The 14,221-nt window shown below is 51.9% G+C and carries 11 protein-coding genes and 1 pseudogene; 3 read left to right on the top strand and 9 right to left on the bottom strand.

Annotated features, from left to right (window positions below):
- Positions 1-416: 416 nt before the first annotated feature.
- Together C5S61_RS17385 and C5S61_RS17380 are read right to left on the bottom strand one after the other, a co-directional pair.
- Positions 417-629, bottom strand: coding sequence for a hypothetical protein (locus C5S61_RS17385; protein WP_124033459.1), 213 nt, complete (start codon positions 627-629; stop codon positions 417-419).
- Positions 630-682: 53 nt separating this feature from the next.
- Positions 683-907 (bottom strand): hypothetical protein, encoded by a 225-nt coding sequence (locus C5S61_RS17380; protein WP_110516899.1) that lies wholly within the window; start codon positions 905-907, stop codon positions 683-685.
- Between the two features lie 153 nt (positions 908-1,060).
- Here C5S61_RS17380 and istA point away from each other — a divergent pair, with 153 nt between their 5' ends.
- Together istA and istB are read left to right on the top strand one after the other, a co-directional pair.
- Entirely contained in the window at positions 1,061-2,242 is a 1,182-nt protein-coding gene (gene istA, locus C5S61_RS17375) for an IS21 family transposase (RefSeq protein WP_110516897.1), read from the top strand.
- The gene (gene istB / locus C5S61_RS17370; protein ID WP_110516895.1) at positions 2,233-3,033 is read left to right on the top strand and encodes an IS21-like element helper ATPase IstB; all 801 of its coding nucleotides are present in this window, start codon (positions 2,233-2,235) and stop codon (positions 3,031-3,033) included. The genes istA and istB overlap by 10 nt, the downstream gene beginning before the upstream one ends.
- Here istB and C5S61_RS17365 read toward each other — a convergent pair.
- From C5S61_RS17365 to C5S61_RS17340, 5 genes and pseudogenes are all read right to left on the bottom strand, one after another.
- Positions 3,020-3,781, bottom strand: coding sequence for a competence protein CoiA family protein (locus C5S61_RS17365; protein WP_110516893.1), 762 nt, complete (start codon positions 3,779-3,781; stop codon positions 3,020-3,022). The two genes, istB and C5S61_RS17365, sit on opposite strands and share 14 nt — an antisense overlap.
- Positions 3,782-3,901: 120 nt before the next feature.
- On the bottom strand, positions 3,902-4,132 hold the full coding sequence (locus tag C5S61_RS17360) for a hypothetical protein (protein WP_110516891.1): 231 nt from the start codon (positions 4,130-4,132) through the stop codon (positions 3,902-3,904).
- A gap of 173 nt (positions 4,133-4,305) precedes the next feature.
- Entirely contained in the window at positions 4,306-5,145 is an 840-nt protein-coding gene (locus tag C5S61_RS17355; RefSeq protein WP_110516889.1) for an ATP-grasp domain-containing protein, read from the bottom strand.
- Between the two features lie 182 nt (positions 5,146-5,327).
- Positions 5,328-6,259 (bottom strand): annotated as a pseudogene (locus C5S61_RS17350) (IS110 family RNA-guided transposase).
- A 491-nt stretch (positions 6,260-6,750) separates the two neighbouring features.
- A complete protein-coding gene (locus tag C5S61_RS17340; protein ID WP_110516884.1) occupies positions 6,751-6,981 on the bottom strand; it encodes a hypothetical protein in 231 nt (76 codons plus the stop codon).
- A gap of 56 nt (positions 6,982-7,037) precedes the next feature.
- Here C5S61_RS17340 and C5S61_RS17335 point away from each other — a divergent pair, with 56 nt between their 5' ends.
- A complete protein-coding gene (locus tag C5S61_RS17335) occupies positions 7,038-7,493 on the top strand; it encodes a hypothetical protein (protein ID WP_124033457.1) in 456 nt (151 codons plus the stop codon).
- A gap of 52 nt (positions 7,494-7,545) precedes the next feature.
- On the opposite strand, the gene C5S61_RS17330 is transcribed toward C5S61_RS17335, so the two are convergent.
- Together C5S61_RS17330 and C5S61_RS17325 are read right to left on the bottom strand one after the other, a co-directional pair.
- Positions 7,546-8,547, bottom strand: a complete 1,002-nt coding sequence (locus C5S61_RS17330) for a tyrosine-type recombinase/integrase (RefSeq protein ID WP_110516880.1) — start codon at positions 8,545-8,547, stop codon at positions 7,546-7,548.
- Between the two features lie 381 nt (positions 8,548-8,928).
- On the bottom strand, positions 8,929-14,202 hold the full coding sequence (locus C5S61_RS17325; RefSeq protein ID WP_164689588.1) for a DNA translocase FtsK: 5,274 nt from the start codon (positions 14,200-14,202) through the stop codon (positions 8,929-8,931).
- Between the last annotated feature and the right edge of the window lie 19 nt (positions 14,203-14,221).

Raw genomic sequence — 14,221 nt, 5'->3', positions numbered from 1 at the left:
AGCACAACGGGCGGTGAGGCGGGTCTGCTCACAAAAAAACCACGCACCAGCGTGGTGATTGGTCAGCGGCGGCGCGGATCAGCGAAAAATCCCGTCAAAACCTCTCAGGAATTCGTCCAGCCCTCCTGGTAATCGGGGCGATACTTCCAAGACTTTCGCCGGACGGCAGCAAGCTCGCCTACTCCGTGAGTTTTAAACCCCTGGTAATCGGGGCGATACTTCCAAGAAAAACTATCTCCATGTCCACGGCCCAATTGTTGGGTTTTAAACCCCTGGTAATCGGGGCGATACTTCCAAGTCCTCTGTGTCCACTTTTGCAAATGAGCCAACTCCCTGAGCCACATTCAACCCTGCCAATTGACCACATATTTGTATTATAAAGAGCTGCATAAAAATTATGTCAAATAAAGAGTAGTTCATTCCGTTGATGTGTCCATTCTATCAACCCTGTCAATCATCTCCATTCCCGCTTTCACCTTGCGCACGGTATTGACCGCCACGCCAACCGCTGCCGCCGTCTCGCGCAGCGACATGCCTTGCTTGAGACATAGCATAATCGCTTGGCTACTCGGCTTGGCCAGCAACACATCGTTCGCCTGGTACGAGCCACGCGGTCGGCCAACATGCATACCCGCCTGCCGCGCCTCCTCCATGCCTGCCTTGGTTTGTTCGCGGTGATAGGCTATTGCGCTACACGTTGCGTAGCGATGTCCTGCTCCAGCCGCGCCCGAACCATCGCCTGCATGGTCGGTGAAGGCATGCCAGCGAGGATCGTTTCTTCAACGCTCGTTAAGACCTTCGCAGGCATCCGGCGGAGATCCCGCAGAACAGCCTTAATGTCAGCAAAATCGAAATATTCAGTGAAATTGCCGATCGCGCGGCGCTGGCCTTCATACTTAAACTTCACGTATGGCTCCACGTGGCCGCGTTGGGGAAACACCCCTAAAGGCTTGATTGTGGCCGCTGTCAGTGCCAATGCTAGAATAGCGCTGAATGCTAAAATGCAATGTCCCCCATTTGCCAGTTAACATGACTTCCAATCACAACAAAGGAGGTCATGATGCTGGCGCAGGAGGACGTACTCATGATTAAAGCACAGGTTCGTCGCGGTGTCTATCACAAAGACATCGCCGCCGAGTTCGGCATCCATCCCAAGACCGTCAGTCGGGTGCTCAAACGCGCCGACCCGCCCATGCCACCCACGCCGCGCCCGAGTAAACTCGACCCGTTCAAGACCACCATTGATACGTTGTTGGCCCAAAACATTTGGAACACGGTCGTCATCTTGCGCGAGATTTACGCCCTTGGGTATACGGGCAGCGCATCCTTGCTGCGGGCCTATGTCACCCCCAAACGCGCCCAGCGTCCGAGTCAGGCGACCGTGCGCTTTGAGACCGAACCTGGGCAGCAACTCCAAAGCGATTGGGGAACCATCCAAACGGACATTGCCGGAGCCAAAACCACCGTCCATTTCATCGTCAATCAACTGGGCTATTCCCGCCGCTTTCACGCTTGGTGTGCGCCCAGCGAGGATGCCGAGCATACCTATGAAGGGCTCATTCGTAGTCTCGAATATTTTGGCGGTGTGCCCCAGGAGGTGCTGGTTGACAACCAAAAAGCCGCCGTGTTGGCGCATCGCCGCGATGGGCGCGTGACCTTCAATCCCCGCTTTGCCGATCTCGCCGAGGTCTATGGCTTTGTCCCCCGGGCCTGTCGTCCCTATCGACCGCAAACCAAAGGCAAAGACGAACGCATGGTGGGCTATCTCAAACAGCATTTTTTTGTGCGCTACCAGACCTTCACGAGTTGGGAACACCTGAATCAACAACTGACGGATTGGCTCCGCGACGAAGCCGACCAACGCATCCACGGCACGCTGCACGAACAGGTTGCGGAGCGGTTTGCCCGCGAAGCCCCAACTTTGCATCCCCTCCCGGCGACCCGCTACGACACCGCCTACCATGAAACCCGGAAAGTCAGCTTTGATGGATACATCAACGTGCGCGGAAATCGCTACAGCGTTCCGGCAGAACTAATTGGCACGGTGGTGACGGTCTGGATTGGGCTGGACGAGACACTCCGCATCCTGATCGATGCAGGGGTTGTTGCCACCCACCAGCTGCAACCAGCGAGTGCCGGATGGGCGACCATCCCCGACCACCACCGGGTGCTGTGGAAAAAAATACCACAGGTCGAACAGCGTCCGCTCCAGATCTATGAGGAGGTGGCGCAATGGAGTTAACCGCATTATTGGAGAAATTGAAACTGGATCATTTGGAAGCGCAACTTGACGCGGTGTGTGAACAGGCTGCTCAGCGCGATCTTGACTACAAAAGTTTCCTTGCCATGGCGCTCCAGACCGAATGGCAAGGCCGCGACCATCGCGGGATTGAAACCCGGCTGCGGCAGGCGCGATTGCCGTGGGTCAAGACCTTGGAGCAGTATGACTTCGACTTCCAGCCGAGTCTTGATCGCCGCCAAGTGCGCGAGTTAGCGGGGTTGAGCTTTGTGGAACGGACGCAGAATGTGGTGATCTTGGGACCGCCAGGCGTGGGAAAAACGCACTTGGCCGTGGGCTTGGCGGTCAAGGCAGTCACGGCAGGCTACTCGGCGATGTTCCTGAGTCTCGAAGCGCTGATGACCCGGCTGGTGCGGGCGAAACATGAGAATCGGCTCGAGCGGGTGCTGCAACAATTGAGCTATCCGAAGGTGCTGGTGATTGATGAGATTGGCTATTTGCCGCTGACGCGGGAGGAAGCAAGTTTATTCTTTCGGCTGGTAGTACGACGGTATGAGCGGGCGAGCCTGGTGGTGACGAGCAACAAGAGCTTTCTGGATTGGGGCGAGGTGTTTGGCGATCCGGTGTTGGCCACGGCGATTCTGGATCGGCTGTTGCATCACGCAACGACCTTAAACATCAAGGGTGAGAGCTATCGCCTGAAAGAAAAACGGCGGGCAGGCTTGATTGATCGGGCAGGCGAGCCGCGGGCAGATGCCAAGGAGGAGCTGCGGGAACCATTCACGGCATCCTAGCAAACAGCGGACAGACGGATGCGCAAACCGGGGACTGATCATTTTGGCAAAAAGGGAGCATATCCGCTGGCATTGACACCGCGCCTATATGGGGCATGAGCGATGCCTGAATCTCCAAAATCCGCTCCTCGATTGGACGGCTGGTCATCCCAACTTTATAGAACTGATCGGTTTCAGTTTGAATCGCTACGACATACAAGGCACACTGTAACACTCGCTGCCACTGAGCACGATAGAGCATTAAATCTGTCTCGGCATCCGCTCTCGCGACGGGGTTCCCCTCTTTCCATGCTTTGTGCAGCCACCAATCCAGCTGGTCGTGACGATCGGCCAAACGCGCATCATGGACCTGGCTAAAGAGATTCACGGACAGCATGCCAAAGGGAATTTGGCCAAGCTTGGTCAGCTCATGCCGCTGGGTAAACTCGTTATAGCGAATCAAGTGCTCTTGTTGTAGCCAGTGGGTAGCACTGCGTCGGCCATCCTTAAATGCTTGGAGTTGGCCAAGGAGTTTGGGGGTCAAATGCAGGGTAAACGAGTGAAAGAAGGGCAGAATGGGCAGCTCAGTGGTACGGTTTGCAGGGTTACAGGTTGGGCCATCGTGCGCAAAGTGATGCGCGAGCACGTGGCCTTTCTTCGCAATCAGGATCGTATGACAATAGGGGCAGTGCAGATCGGATCGCCCGCGCGGCGTGTCGCTGATGTGGACGAGACCACGTTCATCCGATACGCCATAATTGAGCCACATACCCTACCCCTTTTCGTGATACAGTTTTTTGTGCGTTTTTGGGTCATTTTGTTGTCCTCAAACTGTATCACGAAAAGGGGTCTGTCAATACAACGAATAATGCAATAGCGCGTGCAATCCTCAATTCTGGAATTCATCGGGTGGGTTGGCCAACTGCTGATTAATAATCTCCATGAGCCTTCTCTGGTTCGCCTCGGTTGGAAATATCCGATCCTGCAACGCGAGTTGGACGACTTCCAGCGCTTCGCGCAGCAGCAAATAGCCTTCCTCGCTCACGGCGTGAAAAAGTTCCCCATTCGACAAGTCGTCAATAATTCCTTCGATCTGGGCCAATGCGTCTGCTTTCCGCATGATTACCTCCTGTGTAATTGCTCTATCCAGAACCACATGAAGATGATTTCTGCCATGCGTGGGGACATCGCTGCTAAAACCACAAACGACCCGCTGAGGGTCGCTTGTGGGAGAGAAGATCTGGTATTCCGTCAAACGGCCGTTTCCATGGGCCACGACGAAGAATCCCTAGCCTACGCAGTGAGCAGGCGCGTTAGGGCTGCCTTGAGATTGGCGATAAACGCATCACGGAGGTCGGCGGTCACATCGAGCAGCGAGAGATAAGGATTCAGGTCTTCCAGCTCCACCAACAGCAGCTCACCGGATTGTGTGCGGCAGGCGTCCACGCGCTGGATGCCGTGAGTGATCGTGTTCCAGTCGATAAACTGGCGCGCCCAGGCGATGTCGCTCGGGGTCGCCGGGTAGGTCACCATGCGCCAGCGCTGCGCCGGGTCGGGGGCGTAGGCCGCGTACTGGAACGCTTGATTGATGAAATAGAACGAGACTTCATACTGAAAGTCAATTTTTGGCTGGGCCAGCGTGTTATCGAAGGCCACCTGCACCAATTCGGCGGGGCTGACGAAGGCCATGCCGATCGAATCCGCGCCATCTTTGTCCTTGACGACATACGTCACCGCCGCCGGCAGCCGGTCGAGGTCGTCCCGGCAATCAACGCTGGGGATCACCGGAAGCCCGGCCCTAGTGAGATCGACGAGGTACTGCTTACCGCGCATATCGGCCTTGCCGTTAAGATCATTGAAGACTTTCGCGCCGCTACCGGCGAGCCGTTGGCGAAAGGCCAGATACGCCTCACGGTATTCCAGCACGGGACCGGTGTTCCGAAAGACAATCACATCGGCGGCCGCTTCAAAAGCTGCGGTGTCCTGCGGGTGGCAGAGCGCGATCTGAAAAGCATCGCGCAACTGGGCCGTAATGAAAAGGTCTTCTTCGTAGTAGACACGGCCTTTGGCTTGATAGCTGAGATTGGTTATGTAGAGCAGGGTTGGCCTCACGGGGCTCTCCTTATGCAGCATCAATGGTCTGGTGTGTCCAGACCGTGGAAACCACCAGCGGCCCGCATGAAGTGGGGCCGCTGGTGGGCGAAAAGAGCGAGGAGAAGGTTGATTTATCCTATCACCAAGCCCTAAACCTGTCAACGACGATCACGCCCACAGCACTGCTGGGGCGGCGTCATCCGTGTGGTTCTCCGCTGCTGTTACCCGCTGTAGGCCGGGTCGAACCGCTGTGGTTTCGTTGCGACCGCCCAGGCGATGTGCACTAATTTGCGCGCGGCGGCGCAGCGGGCGACCTTCATGGGCTTGCCAGCGGCGCGCAAGCGATCGTACAGCTGCTTGACCGCCGGATTGAGCCGGCAGGCCGAGAGGGTTGCCATATACAAGGCGGTACGCAACCGCTGGTTGCCGGTATGACGCAGACGCGCCTTCTTCTGAAGACTTGTGCCGGATTGTTGCTGATAAGGAGCTAAGCCTGCATAGGCGCTGGCTGCCGTTGCTGATGCACACGCACTAAAATTCAGCGTCGTGACCAGTAACCAACATGCGGTCAACAGCCCAATCCCTGGAATACTGCGGAGGTGCTCAGCCGTTGCCTGCCACGCCGCATCGTGCATCAGGACTTGACCGAGTTCCAGCTCAAGCGTCGCAATCTGCGCAGATACGGTCGCATCAAGGGCTTCGAACTGGGCCTTGACTGATGCACTCACCATGGGGAGTTGCAGCAAGGCATGCAGCTGGTTGCGCACCTGCTGCCGCACATCCACCAACGTGTCGCGATGAGCTAACCGTTGCTGAATCTCGTGGTAGATCGCTGGTGGGGGAGTCCACGGGAGGGGAGTTAAGGTTGCGGCCAATCGGGTCAAGGTTTGCGCATCGATCGCATCCGTTTTGGCATGTTTGAGCATGGCTTTGGAAAATGATGGGCTTGCGTTGGATTGATCACACTGACAATAATCCCTTTGGCAGCGAGTGTGGTGGCCACCCCAACCCAATACGATCCCGTGGCTTCCATCACCACGAAAATCTGAGATGGATCAGATTCAAGGACGAGCAGTCGTTTGATCACGTCCATCCAGCCATCCGTGCTTTGCGCGATGGTCAGCGCCTGGCAGGGGCGACCATGGGCGGTCATCCATGAGACGGTAAACGTGGCCGCAGCGATATCAAGGCCAACAAACAACCGATAGGAAGTCATGTGCTGCATCTCCAGCAAACGATGGATGAAATTCCTGGCGGACACGCACCTACGCTCGCAATCCGCGGTCAGCATAACGCGCCGCATGCTCTGGTTGAGGTTCACGGTCTGCCAAGTATGGTGGGGGACAATCTTCTCTTCGTAGTCGGGGCTACACAGAAAGAAACGCCCTCACCACCATACTGGAAGTGAGGGCAAGTATGCGTAGGATGAGGCACGAGACCAGCAATGATGACCATGGATCATGCTCATCATCGCGAATGTGCTACCTGACAATAAAAACGCACAGTTCACCCCATGAACTGCGCGTTTGCCGTTACCGTGGCGAACGTCGAGGCCCACAGCATACCAAATCAGCGTCCTCTACGCAACACCGCGCTGTATTCCCTATCCACGCGCATTGCGGCTTCAGCATCACGCCACTTCGTTCAATTCATGTGCTCATTGGGTGGAGCTGCCAGCTGGTGGCTCAGAATCTCCATGAACATCTGATGATGGGATAACGCGAAGGGCAACCGCCCTTGTAAGGCAAGCATGGTGATTTCCAGCGACTCCCGCACCATCAAAAACCCTGCTTCTCCGACATCCTCAAATAACTCGCTATCGGACAAATCATCCACAATGGCATCCAGCAACGCAAGCGCTTCGTGTTTCTTCATCATTAACTCCTTGTACGCTTCATCCTCTTGAGAGCCACATGAGGGCGATTTCTGGCATGAGCATGAAAAAAATCCCCTGTATAGGGGATATTGGAACAAGTCTTCAACTACCAGCTGATAAAATTCTTTATCTTGAGAGCCACATGAGGGCGATTTCTGGCATGAGCATGAAAAAAATCCCCTGTATAGGGGATATTGGAACAAGTCTTCAACTACCAGCTGATAAAATTCTTTATATTGATTTATTAATTATTCGAGTTAGTGTATTAATAGGAATCAAAGGTGCTATCCCGCCCCAAAATCGGAATCTGCTCGACCAACGCTTGTGCTATCAGCATGCGGTGAAAGAGATCACGGTGATGCAATGGAAGCGTCACGATCTGCTCCAAATGATCAGCGGCATCACCTCCATACCCTGCCGTCAAGAGCCGTTGCACCGAGAATATTCCAGAGCCACCATGTCGTGGCTTAGCGTGCTACTATATCTTCTATCATTGCGTCATACTCGTTGAATATTTTAGCGAGAAAGTTTGTACACTTCCCGCTATATGGCTACGTCTTTCCTTACAGGCCTGAGCGATTGATTGCATCGCGGATCTCATCCTCATTGGGCATCAGATAGCGGGCGGTTGTTTCGAGCCGGCTGTGGCCAAGAACTTTTTGTACTTCGACGATCGTGGCACCATTATTCAACATTCTCCGGGCAAGGCTGTGGCGTAAACTATGTGGTGAGGCCTCGGTCAAACTCTGTGCAGCCTGGATCAGATTTTGTTTGCGCGTTACGATTGATGTTCGATGGGCATCGGCCAAGAGTCGTTGTTGAGTTTGTTGGGCCACACGTCGGAACAGACGTTGAATAACCTGTGGACTAATGGGGTTTTCGATCGGCTGGCCAGGCTGGGTAATATCCATTCCAAGAAAGACGGCTCTTCGCTCTGCGGGATCACCAATCGGAGGAATACCGTGTGGACACCGGAGTACGAGATACGCAGCGAGCGTCTTAATACACGATTGGTGGAGCGGGACGCGCCGCGCTTTTCCGCCCTTGCCTCGGCGAACCGTAATCGTTTCGCCGGCGAGATCAATATCGCGCAGCTGCAGGTCGCAAACTTCCTGTACCCGCAGACCAGCATAGGCAAGCAGGGCGATCAGTGCTTCATCACGCTGGCGAAATATATTCGTTGCATCGTTCCCAACTTCGCGGAGCAGCATATCGATGGCGAGAATCGGAAGCGAACGGGGGGCCAAGGGATCAGGCGGAAGAACCCGCATATCCGCCAGAGGGTTGGTTGGCATGCATCCATGCTTCACAGCCCAAGCACAATACCCCCGCAACGACGATAATTCGCGATTAATCGTCGTGGGCTTCGCGCCGCTTTCGACTTGGCGATAGATCTGCCACGCAGTCATATCACGGTCACGCACGAGCTCCGGTGTAAAAGGCTGCTGCATCCGCTGTTCCCACCACGTTGCAAATCGCTGGAGATCCGATCGGATAGCCCGGAGCGTATGGATCGATTTTCCGACGCTAAAGGTTTCAACATAGCGACTAAACGATTCGTGCATAGAGCGCTCCGTATTATCAATCACGATACACTGGCGATAGTGTAGCAGAAAACGATCGCATTATCAATCACGTAGATGGGGGTAGGGAGGGGTAACGTGATTGATAATGCGTCTTATCAATCACGTCGCTTTAAAAGAGCATCTGCAACAAACCTTCTTGGAGATCGCGAAAAACTCGGGGGCAGCGGCCCATAGCGCGTCGGCTTCGCAATACGCAGCATCCGACCCATTTGCGTTACGGGGTGTTGCTGTTCGTCATCGCGTTTCCCGCCCCACATCTACACCAACACTGATGGGTGCGCATGATTCCCATGCCCCCGACTTTTTCGTGCTCGTCCTGTCCTAACTCTGCCTTGCTTGAGAAGGAGCCGTGGCTTACTGTCACCATGACTGCTGAGTGAGCCAGGTTTCGAGATCGTCATGCCGGATATAGAGGCCTTGGAGTCGCGTTTTTTGTCCATCATTCAAGAGCAGCATGTCACCTTTTCCAAGCAGATTTTCCGCTCCTGGTCGATCGATCACAATCTGCGAGTCGTGGTGTGATGGGAGACGAAATGCAACGCGCGTTGGGAGATTCGTCTTTAGTGTTGTTGTCAATACATCGGCACTAGGACGTTGGGTCGCAATCACCAGATGGATACCTACATTGCGGGCACGTTGAGCAAGTCGGACGAGTTGCATCTCGAACTCCTGACGCGCAGGCTTATTGAGAACTTGAACCAGGTCAGCGTATTCATCAATGATGACAACAATGGGCCGCATTGGTTCACTGGAATGTTGAGTATTGTAACCTTGGATATCACGGCAGCGAGCTTGGCGGAGCAGCGTTGTTCGTTCTTCAAGGTGCACCGTTGTAAGACTTTTGAGTTTCTCGATGGCTTCAGTGGCTTCCAGGACAACTTTACCTTCAAAGAGGTGCGGAATATTTTCAAAATAAACAAAATCGGTTTGCTTCGGATCAATGAGCAGCAGTTGGAGGTGCTCTGGTCCAAATTGATGCAATAGGCTGACGATGATGCTGTACAAAAATACGGTTTTGCCTGAGCCAGTGCTGCCTGCAACGAGCATGTGCGGCATCGTTGTCAGATTGGGCATAATTACATCACCGTTCGGTGTTTTCCCTGCAAGCAGCGGCATCTGGCCGATTTCAGGCGGTGGTAAATGATCAAGCGATGCAAGCAATTCGGCTGTTTCCGGTTGCGGACGCGGAATATCCAGACCAATGTAATTGGTTCCTGCAATGTTGTCTATGAGTGGCACAGTCGATAATGCAAGCTCGCGTTGCAAATCCTCGGCAATCGCCTGAATACGGCTCAATTTCTCGCCTGGACGCGGACGTAATTTGAATCGGACAATGCTTGGACCAATATCCGCTTCTTGTACATCGAGCGGATTAATGGAAATACTGTAATGTCGCAAAGCCCGAACAACATCATGCCCTTTCGTTTTCATCCACTCGATAAGGGCATCATTGCTGTCTTGTGTTGACGACGCCAATTCAATTTCATCGCTTGCTGATGCTTTAGCCGCTACACTATCATCATCAAATTCGATGAGCGGCAACGGATTGATTTCAGCAGTTGGTTGGACTGATTGATCAATCGAGGTGACACGAGTGCTCTGGATGTCTGTACTTTTCGTTTCAAGTCCAGCTTTGTTTTGTCCATCATATACCGAGGGATGCGTCACGGTTCCATTGCTTTGCGTGCTGCTGATAGTTGAGGGTTGTGACACGTTGGATTGTACCGGTAGTAGCAAAGTATCAACCGTCGCTGAGGTATTAATCAGATCGCTGAGTACTTTACGCAAGCCGTCTCTCGAGTAATGATGGCATTGCACGGTTTCGCGACCATCTTTCTGACGGATAACATTTGTATCTGTGTTGAGGCCGCTATCTAACGTCCCATCGTGGCAAAACACATATGTATGGGCACTGATGTCTAGTTCAAATTGTCCTATTGGAATAGCATCTCGAACTGTATTCCACAGACTCACTTTATCTGCTGGCAAGGAGATGGTGCCAACTAAGGCTTGATATAGTTGATCATACCAATACGACGCATCAAGATGTTTTGCACCCGGTTGCCATACTTGCGCCAAGCGATTCAAGCCGTGAATAACTTGTTCTCGTGCTTCTCGTGCTTCATTAGGGAAACTTGTTTGGCCCACACATTTGGTCTCGATAACTTGAATATGCAGATGAACTGGGGCAGTTATGCCAGACGTAATTGCAACAAATACGAGGTCAGGTAGTCGCTTCTTAAACCACTGCGAAAAATCTTCCAGGTAAATCCAGGTCGTAAATGCCTTTGGATTCGCTTGATGATAGGTTCGTTCAATGTCATAATAGGCCGCAACCATACCGATCAGTTCATTTAGAAACGCCCCTGGTCCAGCCGCACGTAGGACGATATCACCTGAAATACGATTAGCGTGAATGATCAACTGCTCAGCAAGCGTTAAGTGTTGCGTATGAGCCATCGAACCAAACATGGTTTTGAGGTTACCCATGAGGCGTCGCTGAACTTGGGCGCGAGTCTTGTTCGATGACGAAACGGTCAGATTATGCCGCCGTTTTGGTCCAAGTCCCAACGAGTAGCGAATTACATCAACCTCGTTGGGGAAAGTTGCTTCAAGGAGAAATCGATCAACTACAGCGTCGTAGCACACCACCCAGTTAAATTCCTTATGGAGCAACTTAAGCTCGTGCTGCCAATCCTGGAGGGTTACCCGCAGTGCGACTTCAACACTCTGCTCTTGCATACGGCCACGGCGATAGGTAGCATCCTGGAGTTGATAAAAGCTTTGGTGCACCTTTGGTGCTGCGTGGTGGGTAAGAATAATATCGCGAGTATATTCTTTTTGCTGATGGGGTGCTTGGTAGGCGCCGTAGCGTATCATGTGATAGGGAGAATCGGTTGTGTGCGCTAACGTCGTGGGCCGAATTTGAACTTGTTGTCCCCGCTCAGCAATTACATCCGGAAGAATGACCATATCGGTATCTTCAACGGTTTGGAGCAGTTCATCAATTGTGCATTGACGCACTTTAAGGCTTATCCTCGGGAAAAAGCTGTCTTCGAACCGTGTTTCGAATTCCTCGTGCGCCGTAAGCCACTTGGTAACATGCTCATAAATGGGCGCTCCACGATCAGTATGCACAATAATGTTAAGGCGCAACCGGGTATTGTTGCGCTCTAAGCGGCGACTGATCTGCTCCACGAGTGCTCCCGGTAACGCACCATTGCGGCAATTGATGATATAGATTTCCAAGCCATCACGCACAAATGGATAGGTTTCGACGTAGTCCTCAATGACTGCCGCCAAGGCTGAAGCAGCTTGCTTGACAGCCTGATCGCTTTCGCCAGCAGATGTTAATTCTGGCGCGAAGCCATGCGCGATGCCGGCCTGGCTGCTGATGCGGTACAGTTCATAGCCCATAAATTCTTGTACTGGGAGGTAAAAATCGGGGGCCCCTCCTTTGTACGGGAGGGCTAACACAGCCGGAATCGACGTCGATGTGTAGGCACTATCAATTTCCTGCATCAACCGATCTTGATCAACTGCGCTGGCCGGCTCCTGTGGGTCGCATAAACGGCAGATCATGTGGTTCAGCACCGTAGCTCGAGATTGCCACCACTGAAGCTTCAGTGGGTGTACGAACGGTACAATTGCCCAGTCATCAAACTGTTGTGGACCAACAAGCCAAGCTCGATTGATAGTACGCAAACCAGGAACATGCTCTTGATCTGATTGAAGCACTTCACCAGCAGTGTCGATGAGCTTTTGATACGCGTAAAGGAGTTCTTCGAGCGGTGCTGCAAGTACACCTTGACTTAATGTTGTATCAATAAAGCGCATCCATGTTCGTTCTAGCCTCAATACTACTCGATCAAGCAGCGCCAAGCTTTCATTGGTGGTTTGTTCGCTGAGAGCCGCTAACAATTCTTGGCGCAGATCTTGGGGATTATCATACCAAATGCCAATGCTACGAAGCGGGCGACTCAAATCAAAATCTGCGACTTTGATGCTCGACATGGTTGTTTGATACAAGGGTATGGGAATGCGATTGACTGGTTGCTCAACAATCATCCTCACTTGTTCAGCAAAGAGGTTAGTGACACTAATAGCTTGTGGTCCATCGACATTGTATATCCATACAATTTCTGTAGACCGACCAGGAACAGATTGCCCATCGGTCCCAACGAATGATAAGGAGAAGGATAGTTCAACTTTCCCGCTCAACAAACGCTGATCGTCGTCGGAATTTCCTGAGCCATTAGTGATATCTTCAGCTTCGACAAGTGCAGTCCAAAGAGCGGAAAGATTCCAGTTAATGCTTGGCATCAACTGATCAATCCCACCGTATAGCACCTTAAACGCACGCAACGCTTCACGATCTTTTTGCTCTGTCATTGAATCTTTCAGATCGTTCGCTTTCACAAGGAAAGTCATCCCATCGGATATCGATACAACCGAGCCAGCCAACGCAAGAACGGCTTGCGTTACAGCAACCATAAAATCAGCATGCCGAAAGGTTTTAATAGGTGTCAAATCATGAAGTTTTTTCTTAACAGGCGCATACAGCATATCGCCATAGTCATCTAAGAATCGTTCAATATCCTCAGCATTAGGGATTTCCCCATCAGTAAATTGTTGAATAAATCGCTGGTCTGCTGCAACAAGTTCGTCTAGTTCAATACCGTGATCCGTAAGCGATTCAGTGATATTGCTTTGCAAAATCTGCAATGTTGCCTTCGTTTTGGCTGGAGGTGCTTTATGAACGATTCGAACGATTTCATCCCAGTCAATCGAGTAAATTCGTCTTCGTATGTGAGCATCATGGACAACAGTGGTTAGAAATTGCTCGATAAGGTGTACTTTTTCTATGGCTGATATGCCTCCTTGTGCCGTTTCATCGCTGAAATTATCTTTTTCGCGTTGAAGGCGATGTCGAAAATCAGCGAGTTGTCGATCGTTGAGTAATTCTGCGCCAAGGCGTGAACCACTATAAATGTCTCTTAATAATCGATTGGTCTTTGTGCGATCCATGACACTAGCTAGTCGGCGACATCGAAATAATCCTAAAGCTGGTAGGCTTTCAGCGATTGCTTCTTGAATACCTACACCCTCATTAGCAGACATATATTGGTGAATTGCTTCCAAGAAATCGGCAAGATCTCGCAGTTGTGGCTTAAATAGATTTCGCTCAACTCTGGTGATAAAATCTTTCAAGTCTTTGGTTGAGCCAGGTAGAAGCATATAGGAGGAAAATGTTTCCGTTAGGAGATCATCGAAGCCTTCAACAGATATTGTCGACTCTGTAATCGTGTACAAGTCCTTAAGACTTTGTGCATCGGTTGTAACGCGATTAAATAATAAAATAAGTGCTGTATTAACATCAACGTGATTACGATACCATGTAGCAGATTTATCTTGTTCGACAGTTAGAAGTTCAAAATCCTCAATCAGACCTGTTGAGCGCACAACAAGGCTATAGTCACCAATGGTGAATTTTTCGTCGTGAAAACGCTGAATCAAGTTTCGGTAGATTGCGTCTTCAAATCCATCCACCCGGAAAAACTTTCGCTGACCATCGTGCTTAATAAGCTGGCGCTTGATAAAACGGTAGATTGAGTGGGCAATTATTTGTGACATAGTTTCACCGTACATTCAA

The sequence above is a fragment of the Herpetosiphon llansteffanensis genome (assembly GCF_003205875.1).
Classification (GTDB): domain Bacteria; phylum Chloroflexota; class Chloroflexia; order Chloroflexales; family Herpetosiphonaceae; genus Herpetosiphon; species Herpetosiphon llansteffanensis.
Note: the sequence above shows the minus strand (reverse complement) of the source record. Positions and strands in the feature narration are given on the sequence as shown.

Excerpts from the sequence above, each read along its gene's own strand:
- C5S61_RS17355 (WP_110516889.1), bottom strand. The coding sequence starts at position 5,145 with ATGCTGCATAAGGAGAGCCCCGTGAGGCCAACCCTGCTCTACATAACC.
- C5S61_RS17335 (WP_124033457.1), top strand. The coding sequence starts at position 7,038 with ATGAGCATGAAAAAAATCCCCTGTATAGGGGATATTGGAACAAGTCTT.
- C5S61_RS17360 (WP_110516891.1), bottom strand. The coding sequence starts at position 4,132 with ATGCGGAAAGCAGACGCATTGGCCCAGATCGAAGGAATTATTGACGAC.
- istB (WP_110516895.1), top strand. The coding sequence starts at position 2,233 with ATGGAGTTAACCGCATTATTGGAGAAATTGAAACTGGATCATTTGGAA.
- C5S61_RS17325 (WP_164689588.1), bottom strand. The coding sequence starts at position 14,202 with ATGTCACAAATAATTGCCCACTCAATCTACCGTTTTATCAAGCGCCAG.
- C5S61_RS17330 (WP_110516880.1), bottom strand. The coding sequence starts at position 8,547 with ATGCACGAATCGTTTAGTCGCTATGTTGAAACCTTTAGCGTCGGAAAA.
- C5S61_RS17385 (WP_124033459.1), bottom strand. The coding sequence starts at position 629 with ATGCATGTTGGCCGACCGCGTGGCTCGTACCAGGCGAACGATGTGTTG.
- istA (WP_110516897.1), top strand. The coding sequence starts at position 1,061 with ATGCTGGCGCAGGAGGACGTACTCATGATTAAAGCACAGGTTCGTCGC.
- C5S61_RS17340 (WP_110516884.1), bottom strand. The coding sequence starts at position 6,981 with ATGAAGAAACACGAAGCGCTTGCGTTGCTGGATGCCATTGTGGATGAT.
- C5S61_RS17365 (WP_110516893.1), bottom strand. The coding sequence starts at position 3,781 with ATGTGGCTCAATTATGGCGTATCGGATGAACGTGGTCTCGTCCACATC.